Here is an 18451-nt window from a genome sequence, read left to right as displayed (position 1 = left end):
AAGTTGGCACGGGGCCTGCTTATACCCAAGTGCGGAAAGGACGCGATCAAACCAACGCTGACTGCTCGCTGAACACAACGCGGAATCTGAAAATTTCTCTTGCACTCCCAGATTCGGTGTACTACCTTACTACCACACCACTGCTCACCAACACTAAACAGGCCCCGTCATGAACACCAAGACCATCGCAATTGCCATCGCCCTCGCTGCCGGCTCCGCGTTTGTTTCGAACGTGCATGCCGCTTCCGCCATCACCACGCTGCCGACCGTGCAGGTCCGCCCCGCCGCCGACCAGCTGGCCCAGGCCGAAGTCGAACGCACCAGCAGCATCCCGACCCTGGCGCTGGTGGAAGTCCGTCCGACCGCCGGCCAGATCGCCGAATACCGTGCCGAACTGGCCAACAGCCAGCGCGTCACCACCCTGGCCGCCGTTGAAGTCCGCCCGACCGCCGAACAGCGCGAAGCCCTGGCTGCCGAGCAGGACACCCGCAGCACCGATTACATGGGTGCACTGGCCTCCGCCGCCGGCACGATCGCCCGCGACGTGATCATCAACCTGCCGACCCTGCAGGTGCGCCCGTCGCCGAACGACCTGCAGGCCTTCGCGGTTCGCTGAAGCGTACCGACCAACGGTCGGTACCTACCGTAGGGGTGCATGCCGTTTGATTTGTCCGTACATCGAGGGCGCGGCGTAAAATGCACGAATGACCGCCAACCCTACGTTCCATGTTGTGTTGTTCCAGCCGGAAATTCCCCCGAATACCGGCAATGTGATCCGGCTCTGCGCCAACACCGGCGCGCGACTGCACCTGATCGAGCCGCTCGGTTTCGACCTGAGCGACAAGCAGCTCAAGCGCGCCGGCCTGGATTACCACGAGTACGCTCGACTGCAGGTGCATCCGGACCTGGATACCGCCCTGCAGGTGATCGCGCCCAAGCGCCTGTTCGCCCTGAGTACCCGCGGCAGCGTGCGTTATGACACCCAGCAGTTCGAAGACGGCGATGCGTTCCTGTTCGGCCCGGAAACCCGTGGCCTGCCGCAGGACGTGCTGGATGCGTTGCCGCACGGCCGCCGCCTGCGCCTGCCGATGCAGCCGGACAACCGCAGCCTCAACCTGTCCAACACGGTCGCCGTGGTGATGTACGAAGCGTGGCGCCAGAGCGGATTCGCCGGCGGCGCTTAAAACGCGTTGATCCCCGTCAACTCGCGCCCGATCACCAGCTGGTGCACGGTTTCGGTGCCTTCATAGGTGATCACCGATTCGAGGTTCAACGCATGCCGGATCGCCACGTGTTCGGTGGTAATGCCGGCGCCGCCGAGCAGGTCGCGGCACTCCCGGGCGATATCGATCGCCATGCGGCAGTTGTTCCACTTGGCCAGGCTGACCTGCTGCGGCTGCAGCTGCCCGGCATCCTTCAACCGCCCCAGCTGCAGTGAAAGCAGCTGCGCGGTGGTGATGCGCCGGGCCATGTCGGCCAGTTTGATCTGGGCGCTCTGGGTGGCCGCCACCGGGCGCCCGAACAACACGCGTTCCTTGGTGTAGTTCAACGCCTCGTCCAGGCAGGCCACGGCCGCGCCGATCGGGCCCCAGCTGATGCCGTAGCGGGCCTGGTTGAGGCAGCCCAGCGGGCCTTTCAGGCCCTGCACGTTGGGCAGCCGGTTGCGCTCGGGCACGCGCACGTTGTCGAAGAACAGCGCGCCGGTGAGCGAGGCGCGCAGGCTCATCTTGTGCTTGATTTCCTGGGTGGTGAACCCGGCCATGCCCTTTTCCAGCACGAACCCCTGGATGCCGTCTTCGGTATGCGCCCAGACGATGGCGATATCGGCCACCGGGCCGCTGGTGATCCACATCTTGCTGCCGTTGATCACCCAGTCGCCGCCGTCGCGCACCGCGCGGGTCTTCATCGCGGCCGGGTCGGAACCGCCGTGGGCTTCGGTCAGGCCGAAGCAGCCGATCACCCTGCCGGCCGCCATGTCCGGCAACCAGCGCAGGCGCTGTTCTTCGCTGCCGTAGGCGAAGATCGGGTACATGCACAGCGAGCTCTGCACCGAAACGAAACTGCGCAGGCCCGAGTCACCGCGTTCCAGTTCCTGGCAGATCAGGCCGTAGCTGACCGCGTTGAGGCCGCCACCGCCGTATTGTTCCGGCAGGCTGGAGCCGAGCAGGCCAAGCGAGGCGATTTCGGGAATGAGTTCATCCGGGAAGCGGCCCTCGTCAAACGCGTCGCCGATGATCGGCAGCACGCGTTCGTCGGTGAAACGCGCCACCGTGGCCTGCACTGCGCGCTCCTCTTCGGTGAGCAGCGAGCGGACATCGAACAGATCGTACGGATTGAGGGCCATGGGCGGCGACATCGGGGGCAGCAGCAGGACCTCCATTGTGATGCCTGGCCATCAGGGCGGCCAAGGCCGGGCGCAGCACGCTGCCGCCAAGCCACGCAGGGCGTGGCTCTACCGTCTTTGTTGCGGCGCAGCATGAAGTAGCCAACGTCGGCGAACTAGGCGGAAACGGCGTCTACCGGTACCCTGATGCACTGATCCAGCCGTTGCGCAGTGACACGTCGCGCGCGATTCCCAGGCAACCGCCGCCGGCTCCGGCCGGGACGGCACTACCCACGAGTTACGCACCCCCATGAGCGAAGAGACCACTGCCCTGCCCCCGCGTGAAGCCATGGAATTCGACGTGGTGATCGTCGGCGCCGGCCCTGCCGGCCTGGCCACCGCGATCCGCCTGCGCCAGCGCGCCATCGAGGCCGGCCGCGAGCTGTCGGTGTGCGTGCTGGAAAAGGGCTCCGAACCCGGCGCGCACATCCTGTCCGGCGCGATCATGGATACCCGCGCGCTGACCGAACTGTTCCCGGACTGGGCCGAACGCGGCGCGCCGCTGAAGCAGAAGGTCACCCGCGACGAATTCCTGTTCCTCAGCCCGGAAGGCGCGCGCAGCACGCCGCACGCGCTGCTGCCGGAATGCTTCCACAACGAAGGCAACTACATCATCAGCCTGGGCGAGGTCACCCGCTGGCTGGCCCAGCAGGCCGAAGCGCTGGAAGTGGCGATCTTCCCCGGCTTTGCCGCCGCCGAAGTGCTGTACGACGAGAACGGCGCGGTGATGGGCGTGGCCACCGGCGACATGGGCATCCGCAAGGATGGCTCGCACGGGCCCAACTTCGAACGCGGCATGGAGCTGCATGCCAAGTACACGATCTTCGCCGAAGGCTCGCGCGGCCACCTGGGCCGCCAGCTGATCGCCCGCTTCCAGCTCGACGCCGGCAAGGACCCGCAGGCGTACGGGATCGGCATCAAGGAGCTGTGGCAGATCGACCCGGCCAAGCATGAGCCGGGCTTGGTGGTGCACACCGCCGGCTGGCCGCTGGACAGCGATACCTACGGTGGTTCGTTCCTGTATCACGCCGACGGCGGCAAGGTCGCGGTGGGCTTCGTGGTCGGGCTGGATTACCGCAACCCGTGGATGAGCCCGTTCGAGGAATTCCAGCGCTTCAAGACCCACCCGTCGATACGCAAGCACCTGGAAGGCGGCAAGCGCATCGCCTATGGCGCGCGCGCGATCACCGCAGGCGGCCTGTTGTCGCTGCCCAAGACCGTGTTCCCCGGCGGCGCGCTGGTCGGCTGCGAAGCCGGCTACCTCAACGCCAGCCGGATCAAGGGCAGCCACGCGGCGATCAAGACCGGCATGCTGGCCGCCGATGCGGCCTTCGATGCGCTGGTGGCCGATCGCCAGCGCGACGAGCTCAGCGCCTACCCGGCCGCATTCGAAGGCAGCTGGCTGCATGATGAGCTGAAGCAGTCCAAGAACTTCAAGCAGTGGTTCAAGAAGGGCCGCAGCGTGGCCACGCTGATGACCGGTATCGAGCAGTGGCTGCTGCCCAAGCTGGGCATCCGCAACCCGCCGTGGACGCTGCGCCACAGCAAGGCCGACCACGAGTGCCTGGAACCGGCATCGCAGCACACCAGGATCGTGTACCCCAAGCCGGACAACGTGCTCACCTTCGACCGGCTCAGCTCGGTGTTCCTGAGCAGCACCAACCACGAAGAAGACCAGCCTTCGCACCTGACCCTCAAGGACGCGAGCGTGCCGGTGCGGGTCAACCTGGCCGAGTACGCCGGCCCGGAAGCGCGCTACTGCCCGGCCGGGGTGTACGAATTCGTCGGCAGCGAAGGCCACGAGCAGCTGCAGATCAACGCGCAGAACTGCGTGCACTGCAAGACCTGCGACATCAAGGACCCCACCCAGAACATCGTGTGGGTCACTCCGCAAGGTGGCGGCGGGCCGAACTACCCGGCGATGTGATGCGGCTGCCGCGCCGATTGCTGGTGCTGCTGTGCTGCCTGCTGCTGGGCGCGTGCGCACGTACGCCGCAGACGCCCGAGCAGGCGCGGCAGCAGGAACGCCAGCGTGCGTTCGCGATCTGCGGTGGCTGCCACACGGTCACTGCCGGCGGCGTGCACCGCTTCGGTCCCAACCTGCACGGCGTGCTGGGGCGCCGCGCGGGCAGCGTGGCCGGCTATCCCTACTCGCCTGCGATGCAGCGCGCCGACCTGGTCTGGACCGAGCAGACCCTGGATGCGTTCCTGCGCTCACCGGCCACCGTGGTGCCGGGCTCCAGGATGGTCAATGCGACGGCGGATCCGGAGCGCCGGCGGCTGGTCATCGAATACCTGAAGGAACAGCCGTAGGGACACCCCATGGGCGTCTCCGTCTTGATCAGGCACCCCGCGGACACCCATGGGGTGTCCCTACGATTCGTCCAGGCTGGCCAGGTACACCTGCAAGGCGTCCTCGAACGCGCGGATGTCGTCGGCGCTGGCCGTCAGGCCGTGTTCTGGAATCCGCTGCATCAGGTCGCGCGCCTGGGTGGCCAGTGCTTCGGCGCCCAGCGTGCCCAGCCCTCCGACGATACGATGCAGCACCTCCACCGCGGTGTTGCTGTCGCCCATGTCGCGCGCTTCCCAGCCGCGCTGCAGGTCGTCGGCGGTGGCCTGGCGCATGCTGTCGATCAGCACCGTGGCCACGTGTTCGGAACCGAAGCGGCGCACGATCGCCGCGCGCGTGGGCGCCGCCGCAGGCGCGGCTTCCACCGGCGGCGTGGCGTCGCGCACAGCGTCGTCCGCATCGTCCGAGGGCAGCCAGCGGCGCAGCGCCTGGCGCAACGTGGCCAGCGCCACCGGCTTGGCCAGCAGGTCATCCATGCCGGCTTCGCGGCAGCGCTGCACGTCTTCGGCCAGCGCGCTGGCGGTGAGCGCCAGCACCGGCATGCGCTGGCCACTGCCACGTTCGCGGTCGCGGATGCGCCGGGTCAGGGTGTAGCCGTCCATCACCGGCATGCGGCAATCGGTGATGACCAGGTCGAAGTGCGAGGATGCCAGCAACGCCAGCGCGGCTTCGCCATCCACCGCCAGCTCATGCTGCAGGCCCAGCTGCTGCAGCCGCCAGCGCATCAAGGCCTGGTTGGTGGGATGGTCTTCCACCACCAGCACCCGGCGCCGCGCCTGGCCCGGCGGCAGCGGGTCGACATCGCCGCCGGGGCGCTGCTCGTCACGCACGGTTTCCTCACCGGGCACCAGCGGCAGGCTCAACAGCACCTCCACGCGCGTGCCCTCGCCCGGCACGCTGTGCATCTCCAGTCGCCCGCGCATCAACCCCACCAGGCGCTGGCAGATGCTCAGGCCCAACCCGGTGCCCCCGTAGTGGCGGGTGATCGCCACATCGGCCTGGGCAAACGGTTTGAACAGCCGCTCGCGCTGCTCGGGTGAAATGCCGATACCGGTGTCGGCCACCGTCAGCCGCAACGCCTGCGCCATCTCATCATCGCGCTCCACGCTCAATGCGATGGTCACCGCGCCTTCGTTGGTGAACTTGATGGCGTTGCTGAGCAGGTTGAACACGATCTGGCGCAGCCGCATGCCATCGACCAGGTGCTGGTGGGCGACGGCAGGATCGACCTCCAGGCTGAGCGAAAGGTTCTTGCTGGAGGCCTGTGGCGACAGCAGCTGCTGCACGTTGTCGAGCAGGCTGCGCAGCATGACCGGCTGCGGTTCCAGCGGCAACGCGCCGGCTTCGATGCGCGAGTAGTCGAGGATGTCATCCAGGATCTGCCGCAGCATCTGCGCCGAATCCTCGATGACCGCGATGATGCGCCGCTGCTCGCCATCCAGGTCGGTGTGCGACAGCGCTTCGACCATGCCCAGCACGCCACTCATCGGCGTGCGGATTTCGTGGCTCATGGTGGCCAGGAAGTTGGATTTGGCCGCGGTGGCCCGTTCGGCGTCGGACTTGGCGGCGGCCAAGGCATCGGCCTGCGCGCGCGCTTCGGTCACATCCACCCAGTAACCGCTCCACAGCACCACGCCGTGTTCGGCGGCATACGGCAATGCGCGGGTACGCACCCAGCGCACCGCGCCGTGCGGGCTGGTGCGGAACTCCATGTCCAGCGCGGAGAAATCGCGCGCGGCGTCGTGCAGCGCGCGGTTGACCGCCTCGCGGTCGCGCGGGTCGATCTGGTCGACCAGGCGCGTTTCATCGGCGACCACTTCGGCGGTGCTGACCCCGAACATCGACTGCAGGTCGCCGGTGATGTACGGGAACGTCACCCGGCCATCGCTGTCACGGCGCGCCTGGTAGACGATCGCCGGCAGGTTGTCGGTCACTTCCACCAGCCGCTGTTCCAGCCGCCGCCGCATGCCGACCTCGCGGCGCAGCCGCCAGTAGCCCCAGCCATGCACGATGATGCCGGTGAGCAGCACCAGCGACAGCGGCACCGCCCAGCGCGCGACCGAGCGCCAGTCCAGCCCGGTGCGGTATTCGGCCAGCAGCCAGTCGCCCCGGATGGCGGCGTGCTCGCGTGGGGTGAGGTTGGCCAGCACCCGGTCGAAGGTGGTGGCCAGCGGCGCGTACTGGCGTTTGACGGCCAGCGACAGCTGGTCGCTGAAACCCGCCGGCGCGGCCACGTGCAGCTTGGCCGGATACACCTCGCGAACCACACGGTCCACCATCGCCAGGTTGCCCACGTAGGCATCGGCGTCGCCATTGGCCAGTCGCGACAGTGCCTGCTCCACGCCGCGCGCCGGCACGATGCGCGCCTTGGGTGCGTACTGGAGGATGTAGCCGCGCAGGCGCTCGGGGTCGGAGAGCAGGATGCTGCGCCCGTCCAGGTCGCCCAGCCCCAGTACCGAACGGCTGTTGTTCGGGGTGACGATCACGTTGGGCACGCTGATGAAGGGCTGGCTGAAGACCCAGTCATCGCCCAGGTAATGCGCATCGTTCGGCATGCCCATCACCGCATCGACATCGCCGCGGCGCATCTGCTCGCGCACCTCGAACCAGTCGTGCGCGGGCACGCGGTTCAGCTGTGCCCCGACCATGCGCAGCTGGCGCAGGTAATCGCCGGCCACCCCGCTGGGTTCGCCGGCCGCATCGATGAACGACAGCGGCGCCCCGTTCGGCGCATAGCCCATGCGCAACGGGGTGGCCAGGATGCGGCGTTCGGCCTCGCCCAGGATCAGCCGCGACTGCGCCGACCACTGCAGTGGCGGCAGCCAGCGCTTGTACAGCGCCTCGCGCTGCGCGGCGGTCACGGTGGACAGCGCGCTGTCGAGCGCTTCGGCCAGCGGCTGGCGGGCATTGGGCACGCCGAAGTGGAGGCGCTCGGGCGGCAGGTCGCTGGGCCGCAGCAGGGCGATACCGTCAATGTCCTGCTCGCGGATCAGGGTGCTGGCGACGTGCGCATTGCCGATGTACACATCGGCCTTGCCCTGGGCCACCATCGCCAGCGCGGCCCGGGTATTGGGCGCGGTCACCTGGCGGGCGGCGGGGAAGCGTGAACGCACCTGGTTGCTGGTGAGGAATTCCTGCTCGGTGACCACGCGCAGCCCGGACAGGTCCGGGTCGCTTGAGGTCCGGGTATCGCCCACCCGGCCCACCAGGGCCAACGGCGCATCGGCGTAGGAGCCGGTGTAGACCATGCAGCGGGTGCGGTCCGGGGTGAGGGTGATGTTCATCACCACGTCGACCTCGCCCCGGCATGCCGCATCCAGCACGTCTGCCCAATCGCGATACACCCGCACCTTCACCCGCACGCCGAGCTGCCGGGTCAACAACATCAGGTAGTCGTAGCCGAGTCCATCGGGGCGGCCGTTGTGCATGAATTCGAATGGTGGCCAGCCGCTGTCGTACAGCCCCAGTAAGATGGTAGGGTTCCGGTCGATCCATTCAGCCTGGCGCGGTGACAGCGACGGTGCAGGCGCCGGAGCCGCGATGGCGCCCAGCGCGATCACCAGGCCCAGCACGACCAGCCAGCGGACAACCGAGGTACGCATGCTGTCAGTTCTCCCAGGAGTGATCCGCCCACCGCGACGTGCCCCGAGGGGCCGCTGCCTTAACGGCCATACTATTCCATGAGCTTGCGCATAATCATCGCCGACGACCACCCGGTGGTCCGCATCGGCACCAAATCCGTGATCGAATCCAGTGGCGTGGGCCACGTGGTGGCCGAAGCCAGCAGCGTGGATGAGCTTTTGGCCGTGCTCAAGGTCAAGGAGTGCGACGTGCTGGTCACCGATTACTCCATGCCCGGCGGCGGCCAGCCTGACGGTTTTGCCATGATCGGCCAGGTCCGCCGTCACTATCCGGACCTCCCGGTGCTGATGCTGAGCGTCTCCAACAACCTGGCGATCCTGCGCATGGTGGTTGGCACCGGCGTGCTCGGGCTGGTCGACAAGACCTCGTCGATGGAAGAACTGCCGGTGGCGATCCAGACCGTGCACCGCGGCCAGCCGTATGTCAGCCGGACCTTGAAGAAACGCATCGACAAGATCGGCACGGAGGGCATGGGCGACGATCGCGCACGCGCGCTGTCGCCCCGTGAAGTGGAAGTCCTGCGCCTGCTGGGCAGCGGCCTGATCGTCAAGGAAATCGCCGCGAAACTGCACAAGAGCGTGAGCACCATCAGCCGGCAGAAAGGCGATGCCATGCTCAAGCTTGGCCTGGACAATGACGCCGATCTGTTCGATTACATCAAGATCCACCGCTTCTGAAGGTGCGTCACCGACCCATGCCCTGTTTGCCGACACTACCGTTTCAATGACGAACACCGATCACCGCGTGCAGGGCCTGGACAACGATGACGTCGCCGCAGATTGGCCTGCAATCGACGACGCCGAACTTGCGTGGCTGCGCGGGCACTATCCGGTGCTTGAGGGCGACTGCCACGTGGTGTGGCACAGCCCGCGACCGTTTTCAGCGGCCGCGCTGGTGGAGTGCGGACCACGGCGCTGCTTCATCAAACGCCACCATCGCCGCGTGCGCACGGCCGACGTGCTGGCCGAAGAGCACCGTTTCATCGCGCATCTGGCCGCTGCCGGACTCCCGGTCGTGCAGGTCCTGCCGGCCTGCGATGGCGCCACCGCGATCGCCCATGGCGACTGGACCTACGAACTGCACGCGCAGGGTGACGGCCATGACCTGTACCGCGACAGCCCCTCCTGGACACCGCTCGGCGATGCCGCGCAGGCACGCACTGCCGGGGCGATGCTGGCCCGACTGCACCTTGCATCGGCCAGCTACCCCGCGCCCCAGCGCAGCACGCACCTGCTGGTGGCGCGCGATGACCTGATCCGCGGCCGTGATCCGCTTTCACTGCTGAAGCGCGAGCTGCCCGACCGACCGGGGCTGGCCAGCTACCTGTCGCGCCAGCACTGGGAACACGACCTGCAGCGCGCGGTGCTGCCCTGGCACGCGGCCCTGGGCGAGCGCCTGGCCGCCGAGCCGGTGCTGTGGGGGCACAACGACTGGCACGTCTCCAACCTGCTCTGGCACGGCCACGGCGCCACGACGTCGATCGCCACCGTCTTCGATTTCGGCCTGGCCTCGCCGACCAGCGCCCTGTTCGACCTGGCCACCGCGATCGAGCGCAATGCCATCGCGTGGCTGGATGCAGGCGGCGATGGCCCGGTGGCGCATGCCGATATCGCGCTGGCGCTGCTGGCCGGCTACCGCCAGGTACGGCCGCTGGGGGCCACCCAGGTGCACCTGCTGGCCGACCTGCTGCCGGTGGTGCACCTGGACTTCGCCCTTTCGGAAGTGGAGTACTTCCAAGGGGTTACCAGCTCTCCGGCCAACGCCGACGTGGCGTACCACACGTTCCTGCTGGGCCATGCCGACTGGTTCGCCAGCCGCCCGGGCCGGGCCCTGCTGGATGCCCTGCACGCCGCTGCCTGAGCCACCGGGGTCGCAACGGCGGCCGATTGGTGTGAAACTAGCCACTGAAGCGGGGGTGCCTGGCGTTGCCAGGCTGAGAGAGTCCCTTGGAACCTGATCCGGTTTGCACCGGCGTAGGGAGCTTGAGCAGCGAGCGCATCCCCCATTGCGGGCCGGTGCGCCTGCGCGCCGTCGCTTCGTCTCCTCTGGCTGATGACGAATCGAATGAACCGCTGCTACCGCCTCACGCTGTTGACCGCCGCCCTCTGCGCCGCCCTGCCGCTGTACGCCAGTGACGCCGCCAGCGCCGCGGGCGAGCGCTCGCCCACCGACCTGGCCGGCATCCGCGTACAGGCGCGCAAGCCCGCCGCGCCGCTGGCGCCCTCGAGCAGCTTCGGCAGCGCGGACTGGAAGAACACCCCGGCCTCGGTGAACGTGCTCGACAGCGCCTTGCTGGACCGCCTGCAGGTGCGCACCCTGTCCGAGCTGGCCCGGCACGACGCCTCGCTGGGCGACAGCTACGCACCGGTGGGCTATTACCAGAACATCGCCATCCGCGGCTTCGCGCTGGACCCGGCCACCGGCTACCGCTTCAATGGACTGTCCATCGCCGGCGAACAGCGGCTGGCGCTGGAAAACGTGCAGCAGGTGGAAATCCTCAAGGGTGAGGCCGGGTTGGCCGCTGGCGTGATGGCGCCGGGCGGGATCATCAACTACGTCGGCAAGCGTCCCGCCGATGTGCGCAACGTCACCCTGGCCACCGATTCGGAAGGCTCGCGCTACGCGGCGGTGGACCTGGGCGGCTGGCTTACCCCGCGCTTCGGGCTGCGCTTCAACGCGGCCTGGGATGACACCTCGTCCTACATCGAGCATGCCGACGGCCGCCGCAACTTCTATTCGCTGGCCGCCGACTGGCTGATCGGCGAACACGGCAAGCTGGAAGTGGATGCCAACTACCAGACCAGCGCGCAGCGTTCGGCGTCCGGTTACCAACTGCTGGGCGGCAGCGAACTGCCGCGCGGCGTGGACCGCAGCCGCATGCTGGGCCACCAGCCGTGGCAGCAGCCGGTGGGCATCGACAGCACCAACCTCACCGCGCTGCATACCTACGATTTCAGCCCGGCCTGGCAGTCGCGCGTGTCGGTGGGCCACAGCCGCTCGGTGATCCAGGACAACGTCGCCTTTGCGTACGGCTGCTACTACGCTGCTGGCTGCGCCGATGGCAGCGTGCCGGGCAACTACTTCGCGCCCAACGGCGACTACGACATCTACGATTACCGCAGCCCCGACGACGTGCGCCGCAATGACGAGGCACGCGGCGAACTGCGCGGCCGCTTCAGCACCGGCGCGGTGGAACACGAACTGTCGGTGGGGCTGAGCGCGTTCCACCGCACCGTGGACAAGCGCCAGAACGTCAACGAGTACGTGGGCACGGCCAACATCGGCGATGCGCAGGTGCCGGTGTTCGATCCCTCGCCGCTGCAGCCGGGCCCGTCCGCGCGGCGCCTGGACAGCTGGCAGCGCGCGGTGTTCGCGCTGGACCGCATGCACTTCGGCGATGACTGGCAGTGGCTGGCCGGCGGCCGCTACGTGCGCCTGGATGAGCGCGCCTACGACAAGCGCGGCACCCCGGAACGGCACAGCCGGCTGTCGCAGTTCCTGCCGCAGACCGCACTGGTGTGGCAGGCCACCGAACAGCTGAACGTGTACGCCAGCTACGTGGAAGGCCTGTCGCTGGGCCAGGAAGCGCCGTTCTGGACCTCCAACGGCAGCACCTTCCTGCCGGCCATGCAGTCGCGCCAGCGCGAGCTGGGGGTCAAGTACGCCGCCACCGACAGCCTGATGCTGGGCGCTGCGGTGTTCCGCACCACCCAGCCGTTCCAGTACGCCAAGCCGGACGCCAGCGAGGCCGGCTTCACCTTCGTGCAGGAAGGTACCCAGGCCCACACCGGGCTGGAGCTTACCGCCAATGGCCAGGTCACCGAGCGGCTGGCGCTGAACGCCAGCGCCAGCGTGCTGCAGGCGCGCGCGCGCGATGCCGGCACCGCGTTCTACGACGGCCAGCAGCTGGTCAACGTGCCCAAGGTGCGTGCGGCCGTGCGCGTGGACTATGCCCTGCCGTTCGTGGCCGGTTTGGCGGTGAGTGGCGGCTGGCGCTATGCCTCGTCCAATGCGGCCACGGTGGACGGCAGCGTCAAGGCACCCTCGTATTCGGTGTTCGATGCCGGTGTGCGCTTCCAGCACGCGCTGCGCGAGCATCCGGTGACCTGGACGCTGTCGGTGGACAACGTATTCGACCGCTTCTACTGGCGTGACACCGGCAGCAGCTATGGCGATTACTACCTGTTCGCCGGTGCACCGCGCCAGGCGCGCCTGTCGGTCACCTTCGGCCTGTGAGCGCGCTCCTGCTCGAATGGAGCGCCGTCGCCGCCAGCCTGCTGGGGGTGTGGCTGATGGCCAAGCGCCGCGTACTGGCGTGGCCGGTGGGACTGCTGGCGGTGGGCCTGTATGCGGTGGTGTTCATCGAAGCACGGCTGTATTCGGACACCCTGCTGCAGGTCGCTTTCGGCGGTTTCCTGCTGTACGGCTGGCTGAGCTGGCACCGGCATGCCGAGCAGGATGGCGCGATCGTGATCGTGCCGCTGCCGCGACGGCAGCTGCTGCGTGACCTGGGCGTGGGCATCGCCTTCGGCATCGCGTTGGGCGCGGCCATGCACACCTGGACGGATGCCGCGCTGCCGTGGCTGGACGCGATGCTGGCCGCGCTCAGCCTGGTGGCGCAGTGGTGGCAGGCACGCCGGCACGTGGCCACCTGGTGGCTGTGGATCGTGGTGGACGTGGTCTACGTGGGCATGTACCTGGCCAAATCGCTGGACATCACCGCCGGGCTGTACCTGGTGTTCGTCGGCCTGGCCGTAATGGGCCTGCGCGCGTGGTCGGCCGCGGGCCATGCCGGGGCGGCACTGAAACCGCGCTAGGCTTGCGTGGATGAACCAGACCCCCGAACTGCTGCGCCGGCTGCTGCGGGCCAAGGACCACATGGACCGCGCCCCGCACGAGGCGTGGCCGGTGGCGCGGCTGGCGCAGGTCAGCGCGGTGTCGGAAGCTTACTTCGCGCGGCAGTTCCGCCAGGCGTTCGGGCTGCCGCCGCACCGCTACCTGCTGACGCGGCGCATTGAACGCGCGGTGGCACTGTGCCGCGACACCGAGCTGCCGATCACCGAGATCGCGCTGCAGACCGGCTGGAACAGCCTGGGCACGTTCGGGCGGATCTTCCGCGACATCACCGGGCAGAGCCCGGGCGAGCTGCGTACAAGCCTGGCCGCCGGCACCGCCGCGCAGGCGCCGGAATGCATCGCGCGCGCGGCCGGCCGGCCCGATCTCAAGACCTCAGTTTCGGAGAAGCGGCTGGGCGGCGGGACCGGTAAAAAGGACCCACCAACAACGGAGGTCCCATGAACCAGGGTATTGAAACGGTCGGCCTGTACGTGCGCGACCAGGAAGAAGCACTCGCGTTTTACGTCGGCAAGCTGGGCTTTGTGGTGCACACCGATGCCGGCAATGGCGATTACCGTTGGCTCACCGTGCAGCACCCCGACCAGCCCGGTTTCCAGCTGGGTCTGTTCCGGCCCGGCCCGCCGGTGCACGACGCGGCCACCGCACAGGCGCTCAACGCGCTGGTCGCCAAGGGCGCAATGCCGCCGCTGGTGCTGACCGTGGATGACTGCAAGGCGGTCTACAAACAGTGGTCAGCGGCCGGAGTGGAATTCAACCAGGAACCAGTGGAGCGTTACGGCACGGTGGATGCAGGCTTCCGCGATCCGTCCGGCAACGGCTGGAAGCTGATCGAACGCGCCGCCACCGCCGGCGCGTAATGCCTCAGTCGAGCAGAAAGCGCATCGCCCCGGTGCCCCGCGCCGGGTCGGGTCGGTGGAGCATCGGTCATGGGCGCGGCAGTGGGGTCGGCCGGGAGTATTGGTAGCTGGGGTTACGTGCCCATGACATGCGCGCGACGGGCGTTCCGTCGCGCGCACGTGTCATTTCCTCAATGCGCGCCGTGCGTGGAGCGGTGGCGGAACCTGCGCGACATCCATTCGCCGAGGTCATCCATCACGGTGAATGCCGCCGGGATCACGATCAGGCTCAGCAGCGTGGAGGTGATCAGGCCGCCGATCACGGCAATCGCCATCGGTGCGCGGAAGCTGGAATCACCGGCGAAGCCCAGCGCGATCGGCATCATGCCGGCGCCCATCGCCAGGGTGGTCATGATGATCGGCTGCGCACGCTTGCGGCACGCATCGATGAGCGCGTCATGCTGGCTCATGCCCTGTTCGTCTTCGGCCATCACCGCGTAATCCACCAGCAGGATGGAGTTCTTGGTGGCGATGCCGATCAGCATCAGCAACCCGATCAACGCCGGCAGCGAGAGCATGTTCTGGGTGATCAGCAGCGCACCGAACGCACCGCCGGCACACAGCGGCACCGCCGCCAGGATGGTGACCGGCATCAGCGCGTGGTTGAACAGCAGCAACAACACCATGTAGATGCAGATCAGGCCGGCGGCCATCGCCAGCATGAAGCCGATGAACAGCTCCACGAACACTTCGGCATCGCCGGTGTTGAGGAAGGTCACGCCCGGCGGCAGCTGCTTGACGCTGGGCAAGGCCTGCACTTCGGTCATCACATCGCCCAGCGGGCGGCCGTTGAGTTCGGCGGTGAGGGTCACGTTGCGCTGGCGCTGGTAGCGCGAGATCTGCGACGGGCCACTGCCCTGGCGGATCTCGGCCACCGCCGCCAGCGGCACCGGGCCATCGCGGCCGGGCACGCGCAACTGCCCGATCAGCGCCGGATTGGCCAGCGTGGCCTCGGCGAAGCCGACCCGGATCGGCACCTGGCGATCGGGCAGGTTGAGCTTGGCCAGGCGCTGCTCGTAGTCGCCGGCGGTGGCAATGCGCGCGGCTTCGGCGATGTCCTGCGTGGCCACGCCGAGGTCGGCAGCGCGTGCGGCGTTGGGCACGATCTGCAGTTCCGGGCGCAGCAGCGACGCGGTGGAGGTCACGCTGCCCAGGCCCTGGATACCGCGCAGGTCGCGCTCCAGTGCGGTGGACGCGTCCTGCAGGCGCTGCGGGTCGTCACCGGACAACACCAGCTGCAGCAGGTTGCCCGGTTCGGAGCTGACATAGCTCACGCGCACGCCAGGCAGGTTGGCCAGGCGCTCGCGCGCATCGCGTTCCAGCGCGCGCTGGTCGCGGTCGCGGTCATCGGCCACGCCCCAGTCCAGGATCAGCGTGGCCTTGCGCGGTTCGCCCACGCCGGTGGCGCTGGGGTCGCCCAGGTCGAGCACGGCGCCCACGGCGGTGTAGACCTGCTTCAGCTCGGGCATGTCCTTGAGCAGCGCACGCGCACGTTCGGCCACGGCCACGGTTTCCTGCAGGCGGGTGCCCGGTGGCAGCTCCAGATTGAGGTTGCTGCGGCCCAGGTCGGACTGCGGAATGAAGGTGGCCGGGATCAACGGGACCAGCGCCAGCGAGCCTACGAACATGGCGAAGGCCAGCCACAGGGTCCAGCCGCGGTGGCGCAGTGCCTTGTCCACCCAGCCCAGGTACCAGCCCATCAATTTCGATTCGGGCTTCTCCTCACCGTGCGGCTTGAGCAGGTAGGCGGCCATCATCGGCGTGAGCAGGCGCGCCACCAGCAGCGAGAACAGCACGGCGGTTGCCGCGGTCCAACCGAATTCGCGGAAGAACTTGCCGGCGATGCCGGGCATGAATGCCACCGGTACGAATACGGCGGCCAGGGTCAGCGAGGTCGCGATCACCGCATTGCCGATTTCGCCGGCGGCTTCGCGCGCGGCCTCCAGCGGCGGCTTGCCCATGCGCAGGTGGCGCACGATGTTTTCGATTTCCACGATCGCATCGTCCACCAGGATGCCGACCACCACCGACAGCGCCAGCAGGGTGATGATGTTGAGCGTGAAGCCGAAGAAGTACATCACCGCGAAGGTGGGGATGATCGACAGCGGCAGCGCCAGCGCCGATACCCAGGTCGCGCGCCAGTCGCGCAGGAACAGCCACACCACCAGCAGGGCCAGCAGCGCGCCCTCCCACAGCATCGTCATCGACGAATCGTAGGAGCGGTGGGTTTCGTCGATGGCGGTGGTGACCAGGCGGAAGTCGATGCCCGGGTGCTCGGCCTTTATCTTGTCCAGCGCGTCATGCACGCCGGCTTCCACCTTCACTTCGCTGGAACCGCGGGTGCGCGACATCGAGAACGCCACGACCTTCTCGCCGTCCAGCAACGCCGCTTCCGTGGGGTCGGCCGCAGCGTCGGTTACCGTGGCCAGGGTGGACAGCCGGACCGCGCGGCCGTCGGGCAGCGCGATGGAGTAGTCGCGCAGCGCCTGCGCGTCACCGACCGTACCCAGGGTGCGGATGGTCTGCTGCGCGCCTTCGATCTCTGCCTTGCCGCCGGCGCGCTCGACCTGGATGCGCGCCAGTTGCTGCGAGACATCACCGGCGGTGATGCCCATGGCGATCAGGGCGTTGGGGTCCAGGTCCACGCGCACCTGGCGCTGCACGCCGCCCACGCGGGTGACCCGGGCCACGCCCGGCACGCCGTACATCGCACGCGAGATGTCGCGGTCCACGAACCAGCTGGCCTCGTCCGGGGTCATGTGCGGGGCGACCAGCGCGTAGGTCATCAGCGAACCGCCGATATCGACCTTGGAGATCACCGGCTCCTGGATGTCCTGCGGCAGGTCGGTGCGGATGCGGGTGACCGCATCGCGGGTATCGTCGAGCGCGGTGGCCAGGTCGGCCTCGAGCTGGAATTCGATGGTGGTGGTGCTGACGCCTTCGCTGACCGAGGAGATCACGCGCTTGACGTTGTTGACCGTGGCCACCGAGTCCTCGACCTTGCGGGTGACCTCCGCCTCCAGCTGGCTGGGCGAGGCGCCCGGCTGGGTCACGGTGACCGTGGTCATCGGGAAGGCGATGTCGGGGAAGCGGGCGACCGGCAGCTGGTAGAAGCCCCACAGGCCGGCCACGCACAGCACGAAGAAGATCAGCAGCGCGGGTAACGGGCGCTTGATTGCCCAGGCGGAGACATTCATTTCGCGGCCGCCTTGGCATCGGCCACCACGCGCACGCGATCGCCTTCGCCCAGGAAGCCGGCACCGTCCACCACCACGCGGTCGCCAGCCTTGACACCTTCGAGGATGGCGGTACGGCCCTGCACCGCCTGGCCGGTGCGCACGCGCAGGCGCGCGGCCTGCTGCTTGTCGTTCACCGTGAACACATAGCTGTGGCCATCGCGCTGCACGATCGCGGCGGTCGGGAGGGTCAGCACCGGGCCCTCGCCGGTGACGATACGGCCTTCGACGTACACCCCCGGCTTGAGCGTGCCCGGCTCGGGCAGGTCGGCATACAGTGTTCCGGTGCGGGTCTGCGCGTCCACGCCGGGGGTCACCGCACGGATGCGCCCGGTGACCACGGCACCGGCATACGGCAGCTCCACCGTGTTGCCCACGGCCACGCCGGTGAGCTGGTCTTCGGGCAACTCGGCGCGCCATTCCAGGCGGCCGTCGCGGATCAGGCGCAGCAGCTCGGTGCCGCCCGACACGACCTGCCCGGGCTGCACAAGACGCTTGGAGATCAGACCATCGGCCGGCGCGCGCAGATCGGCGAAGTCGCGGCGCAGCTTGGCCGCGTCACGTGCCGCACGGGCGGTGGCGGTCTGTGCTTCTGCATTGATGCGGTTGGCGCGCAGCTCGTCCAGGCTGCTTTCGCTGATCAGCTGCTGCGCGGCCAGCTTGGCGCTGCGCTCGTAGTTCATCCGCGCCAGGTCCTGCGCCGCCTGCGCCTGCTTCAGCGAGGCGTCGGCCTGGGCCAGTTCGCTGTCCAGCGTGCGGTGGTCCAGCTGCAGCAGCACCTGGCCCTGTTTGACCCACTGGCCGACGTCCACCGGCAGTGCAGTCACGCGCTGGCCGCTGATTTCGACGCCAAGCTGCATTTCCTCATACGCGGAGACCGGGCCGGAGACCAGCACCGTGCGCGCCATGGTCTGCTGCTGCACGGTGGCCAGCGAAACCGGCAGCGCGGAGCTGGCGGCCGCTGCCTCCGCTTCGGCTTTTTCGTCCTTGCCGCCGCATGCGGTGACCAGGGCGAGGGTGAGCAGGAGCAGTGAACTGCGGAGAAGAGGTGCACGCATGGAGGAGCTTCCGTGTCGAAACCGCGGGA

At 68.2% G+C, this 18451-nt stretch carries 14 protein-coding genes and 1 riboswitch; of the genes, 10 read left to right on the top strand and 4 right to left on the bottom strand.

What is annotated here, in order from left to right:
* Positions 1 to 169: 169 nt before the first annotated feature.
* Both ACQG3P_RS08275 and trmL read left to right on the top strand, forming a co-directional pair.
* The gene (locus ACQG3P_RS08275; protein ID WP_217537682.1) at positions 170 to 616 is read left to right on the top strand and encodes a hypothetical protein; all 447 of its coding nucleotides are present in this window, start codon (positions 170 to 172) and stop codon (positions 614 to 616) included.
* An 88-nt stretch (positions 617 to 704) separates the two neighbouring features.
* Complete coding sequence (gene trmL / locus ACQG3P_RS08270; RefSeq protein WP_095362500.1) at positions 705 to 1184, top strand: tRNA (uridine(34)/cytosine(34)/5-carboxymethylaminomethyluridine(34)-2'-O)-methyltransferase TrmL; 480 nt, start codon at positions 705 to 707, stop codon at positions 1182 to 1184.
* Here the strand turns inward: trmL and ACQG3P_RS08265 are convergent.
* Positions 1181 to 2344 carry an acyl-CoA dehydrogenase family protein gene (locus tag ACQG3P_RS08265; protein WP_068854495.1) on the bottom strand — a complete coding sequence of 388 codons (1164 nt, stop codon included), beginning with the start codon at positions 2342 to 2344 and terminating at the stop codon, positions 1181 to 1183. The genes trmL and ACQG3P_RS08265 overlap by 4 nt on opposite strands.
* 289 nt (positions 2345 to 2633) lie before the next feature.
* Here ACQG3P_RS08265 and ACQG3P_RS08260 point away from each other — a divergent pair, with 289 nt between their 5' ends.
* Both ACQG3P_RS08260 and ACQG3P_RS08255 read left to right on the top strand, forming a co-directional pair.
* Entirely contained in the window at positions 2634 to 4310 is a 1677-nt protein-coding gene (locus ACQG3P_RS08260; RefSeq protein ID WP_426804752.1) for an electron transfer flavoprotein-ubiquinone oxidoreductase, read from the top strand.
* Positions 4310 to 4696 (top strand): c-type cytochrome, encoded by a 387-nt coding sequence (locus tag ACQG3P_RS08255; RefSeq protein WP_068848320.1) that lies wholly within the window; start codon positions 4310 to 4312, stop codon positions 4694 to 4696. Before ACQG3P_RS08260 ends, ACQG3P_RS08255 begins: the two co-directional genes overlap by 1 nt.
* Positions 4697 to 4756: 60 nt before the next feature.
* Here the strand turns inward: ACQG3P_RS08255 and ACQG3P_RS08250 are convergent, their stop codons facing one another.
* Positions 4757 to 8335 carry an ATP-binding protein gene (locus ACQG3P_RS08250; protein ID WP_426804751.1) on the bottom strand — a complete coding sequence of 1193 codons (3579 nt, stop codon included), beginning with the start codon at positions 8333 to 8335 and terminating at the stop codon, positions 4757 to 4759.
* Positions 8336 to 8413: 78 nt separating this feature from the next.
* Here ACQG3P_RS08250 and ACQG3P_RS08245 point away from each other — a divergent pair, with 78 nt between their 5' ends.
* From ACQG3P_RS08245 to ACQG3P_RS08220, 6 genes are all read left to right on the top strand, one after another.
* The gene (locus ACQG3P_RS08245) at positions 8414 to 9052 is read left to right on the top strand and encodes a response regulator (protein WP_068848316.1); all 639 of its coding nucleotides are present in this window, start codon (positions 8414 to 8416) and stop codon (positions 9050 to 9052) included.
* 46 nt (positions 9053 to 9098) lie between these two features.
* Positions 9099 to 10235: a phosphotransferase enzyme family protein gene (locus ACQG3P_RS08240; RefSeq protein ID WP_426804750.1), complete on the top strand. Its 1137-nt coding sequence runs from the start codon at positions 9099 to 9101 to the stop codon at positions 10233 to 10235.
* A gap of 41 nt (positions 10236 to 10276) precedes the next feature.
* Positions 10277 to 10372: riboswitch (TPP riboswitch) on the top strand.
* A gap of 67 nt (positions 10373 to 10439) precedes the next feature.
* Entirely contained in the window at positions 10440 to 12611 is a 2172-nt protein-coding gene (locus ACQG3P_RS08235) for a TonB-dependent siderophore receptor (protein ID WP_426804749.1), read from the top strand.
* Positions 12612 to 12619: 8 nt separating this feature from the next.
* Positions 12620 to 13192 carry a nicotinamide riboside transporter PnuC gene (pnuC, locus tag ACQG3P_RS08230; RefSeq protein WP_095362641.1) on the top strand — a complete coding sequence of 191 codons (573 nt, stop codon included), beginning with the start codon at positions 12620 to 12622 and terminating at the stop codon, positions 13190 to 13192.
* A 10-nt stretch (positions 13193 to 13202) separates the two neighbouring features.
* Entirely contained in the window at positions 13203 to 13673 is a 471-nt protein-coding gene (locus ACQG3P_RS08225) for a helix-turn-helix transcriptional regulator (RefSeq protein ID WP_095362495.1), read from the top strand.
* Positions 13670 to 14089, top strand: a complete 420-nt coding sequence (locus tag ACQG3P_RS08220) for a VOC family protein (protein WP_184126239.1) — start codon at positions 13670 to 13672, stop codon at positions 14087 to 14089. Before ACQG3P_RS08225 ends, ACQG3P_RS08220 begins: the two co-directional genes overlap by 4 nt.
* A 170-nt stretch (positions 14090 to 14259) precedes the next feature.
* On the opposite strand, the gene ACQG3P_RS08215 is transcribed toward ACQG3P_RS08220, so the two are convergent.
* Positions 14260 to 17325, bottom strand: coding sequence for an efflux RND transporter permease subunit (locus ACQG3P_RS08215; RefSeq protein ID WP_426804748.1), 3066 nt, complete (start codon positions 17323 to 17325; stop codon positions 14260 to 14262).
* Positions 17322 to 18422, bottom strand: coding sequence for an efflux RND transporter periplasmic adaptor subunit (locus tag ACQG3P_RS08210; RefSeq protein WP_184126242.1), 1101 nt, complete (start codon positions 18420 to 18422; stop codon positions 17322 to 17324). Before ACQG3P_RS08210 ends, ACQG3P_RS08215 begins: the two co-directional genes overlap by 4 nt.
* Positions 18423 to 18451 lie beyond the last annotated feature (29 nt).

The organism is Stenotrophomonas sp. SrG, from assembly GCF_050031795.1.
Lineage (GTDB): Bacteria > Pseudomonadota > Gammaproteobacteria > Xanthomonadales > Xanthomonadaceae > Stenotrophomonas > Stenotrophomonas rhizophila_A.
This window is presented reverse-complemented; position numbering and strand designations above follow the sequence as displayed.

Coding starts and splice junctions, on each gene's coding strand:
- ACQG3P_RS08275 (WP_217537682.1), top strand. CDS start 170: ATGAACACCAAGACCATCGCAATTGCCATCGCCCTCGCTGCCGGCTCC.
- trmL (WP_095362500.1), top strand. CDS start 705: ATGACCGCCAACCCTACGTTCCATGTTGTGTTGTTCCAGCCGGAAATT.
- ACQG3P_RS08265 (WP_068854495.1), bottom strand. CDS start 2,344: ATGGCCCTCAATCCGTACGATCTGTTCGATGTCCGCTCGCTGCTCACC.
- ACQG3P_RS08260 (WP_426804752.1), top strand. CDS start 2,634: ATGAGCGAAGAGACCACTGCCCTGCCCCCGCGTGAAGCCATGGAATTC.
- ACQG3P_RS08255 (WP_068848320.1), top strand. CDS start 4,310: ATGCGGCTGCCGCGCCGATTGCTGGTGCTGCTGTGCTGCCTGCTGCTG.
- ACQG3P_RS08250 (WP_426804751.1), bottom strand. CDS start 8,335: ATGCGTACCTCGGTTGTCCGCTGGCTGGTCGTGCTGGGCCTGGTGATC.
- ACQG3P_RS08245 (WP_068848316.1), top strand. CDS start 8,414: ATGAGCTTGCGCATAATCATCGCCGACGACCACCCGGTGGTCCGCATC.
- ACQG3P_RS08240 (WP_426804750.1), top strand. CDS start 9,099: ATGACGAACACCGATCACCGCGTGCAGGGCCTGGACAACGATGACGTC.
- ACQG3P_RS08235 (WP_426804749.1), top strand. CDS start 10,440: ATGAACCGCTGCTACCGCCTCACGCTGTTGACCGCCGCCCTCTGCGCC.
- ACQG3P_RS08225 (WP_095362495.1), top strand. CDS start 13,203: ATGAACCAGACCCCCGAACTGCTGCGCCGGCTGCTGCGGGCCAAGGAC.
- ACQG3P_RS08220 (WP_184126239.1), top strand. CDS start 13,670: ATGAACCAGGGTATTGAAACGGTCGGCCTGTACGTGCGCGACCAGGAA.
- ACQG3P_RS08215 (WP_426804748.1), bottom strand. CDS start 17,325: ATGAATGTCTCCGCCTGGGCAATCAAGCGCCCGTTACCCGCGCTGCTG.
- ACQG3P_RS08210 (WP_184126242.1), bottom strand. CDS start 18,422: ATGCGTGCACCTCTTCTCCGCAGTTCACTGCTCCTGCTCACCCTCGCC.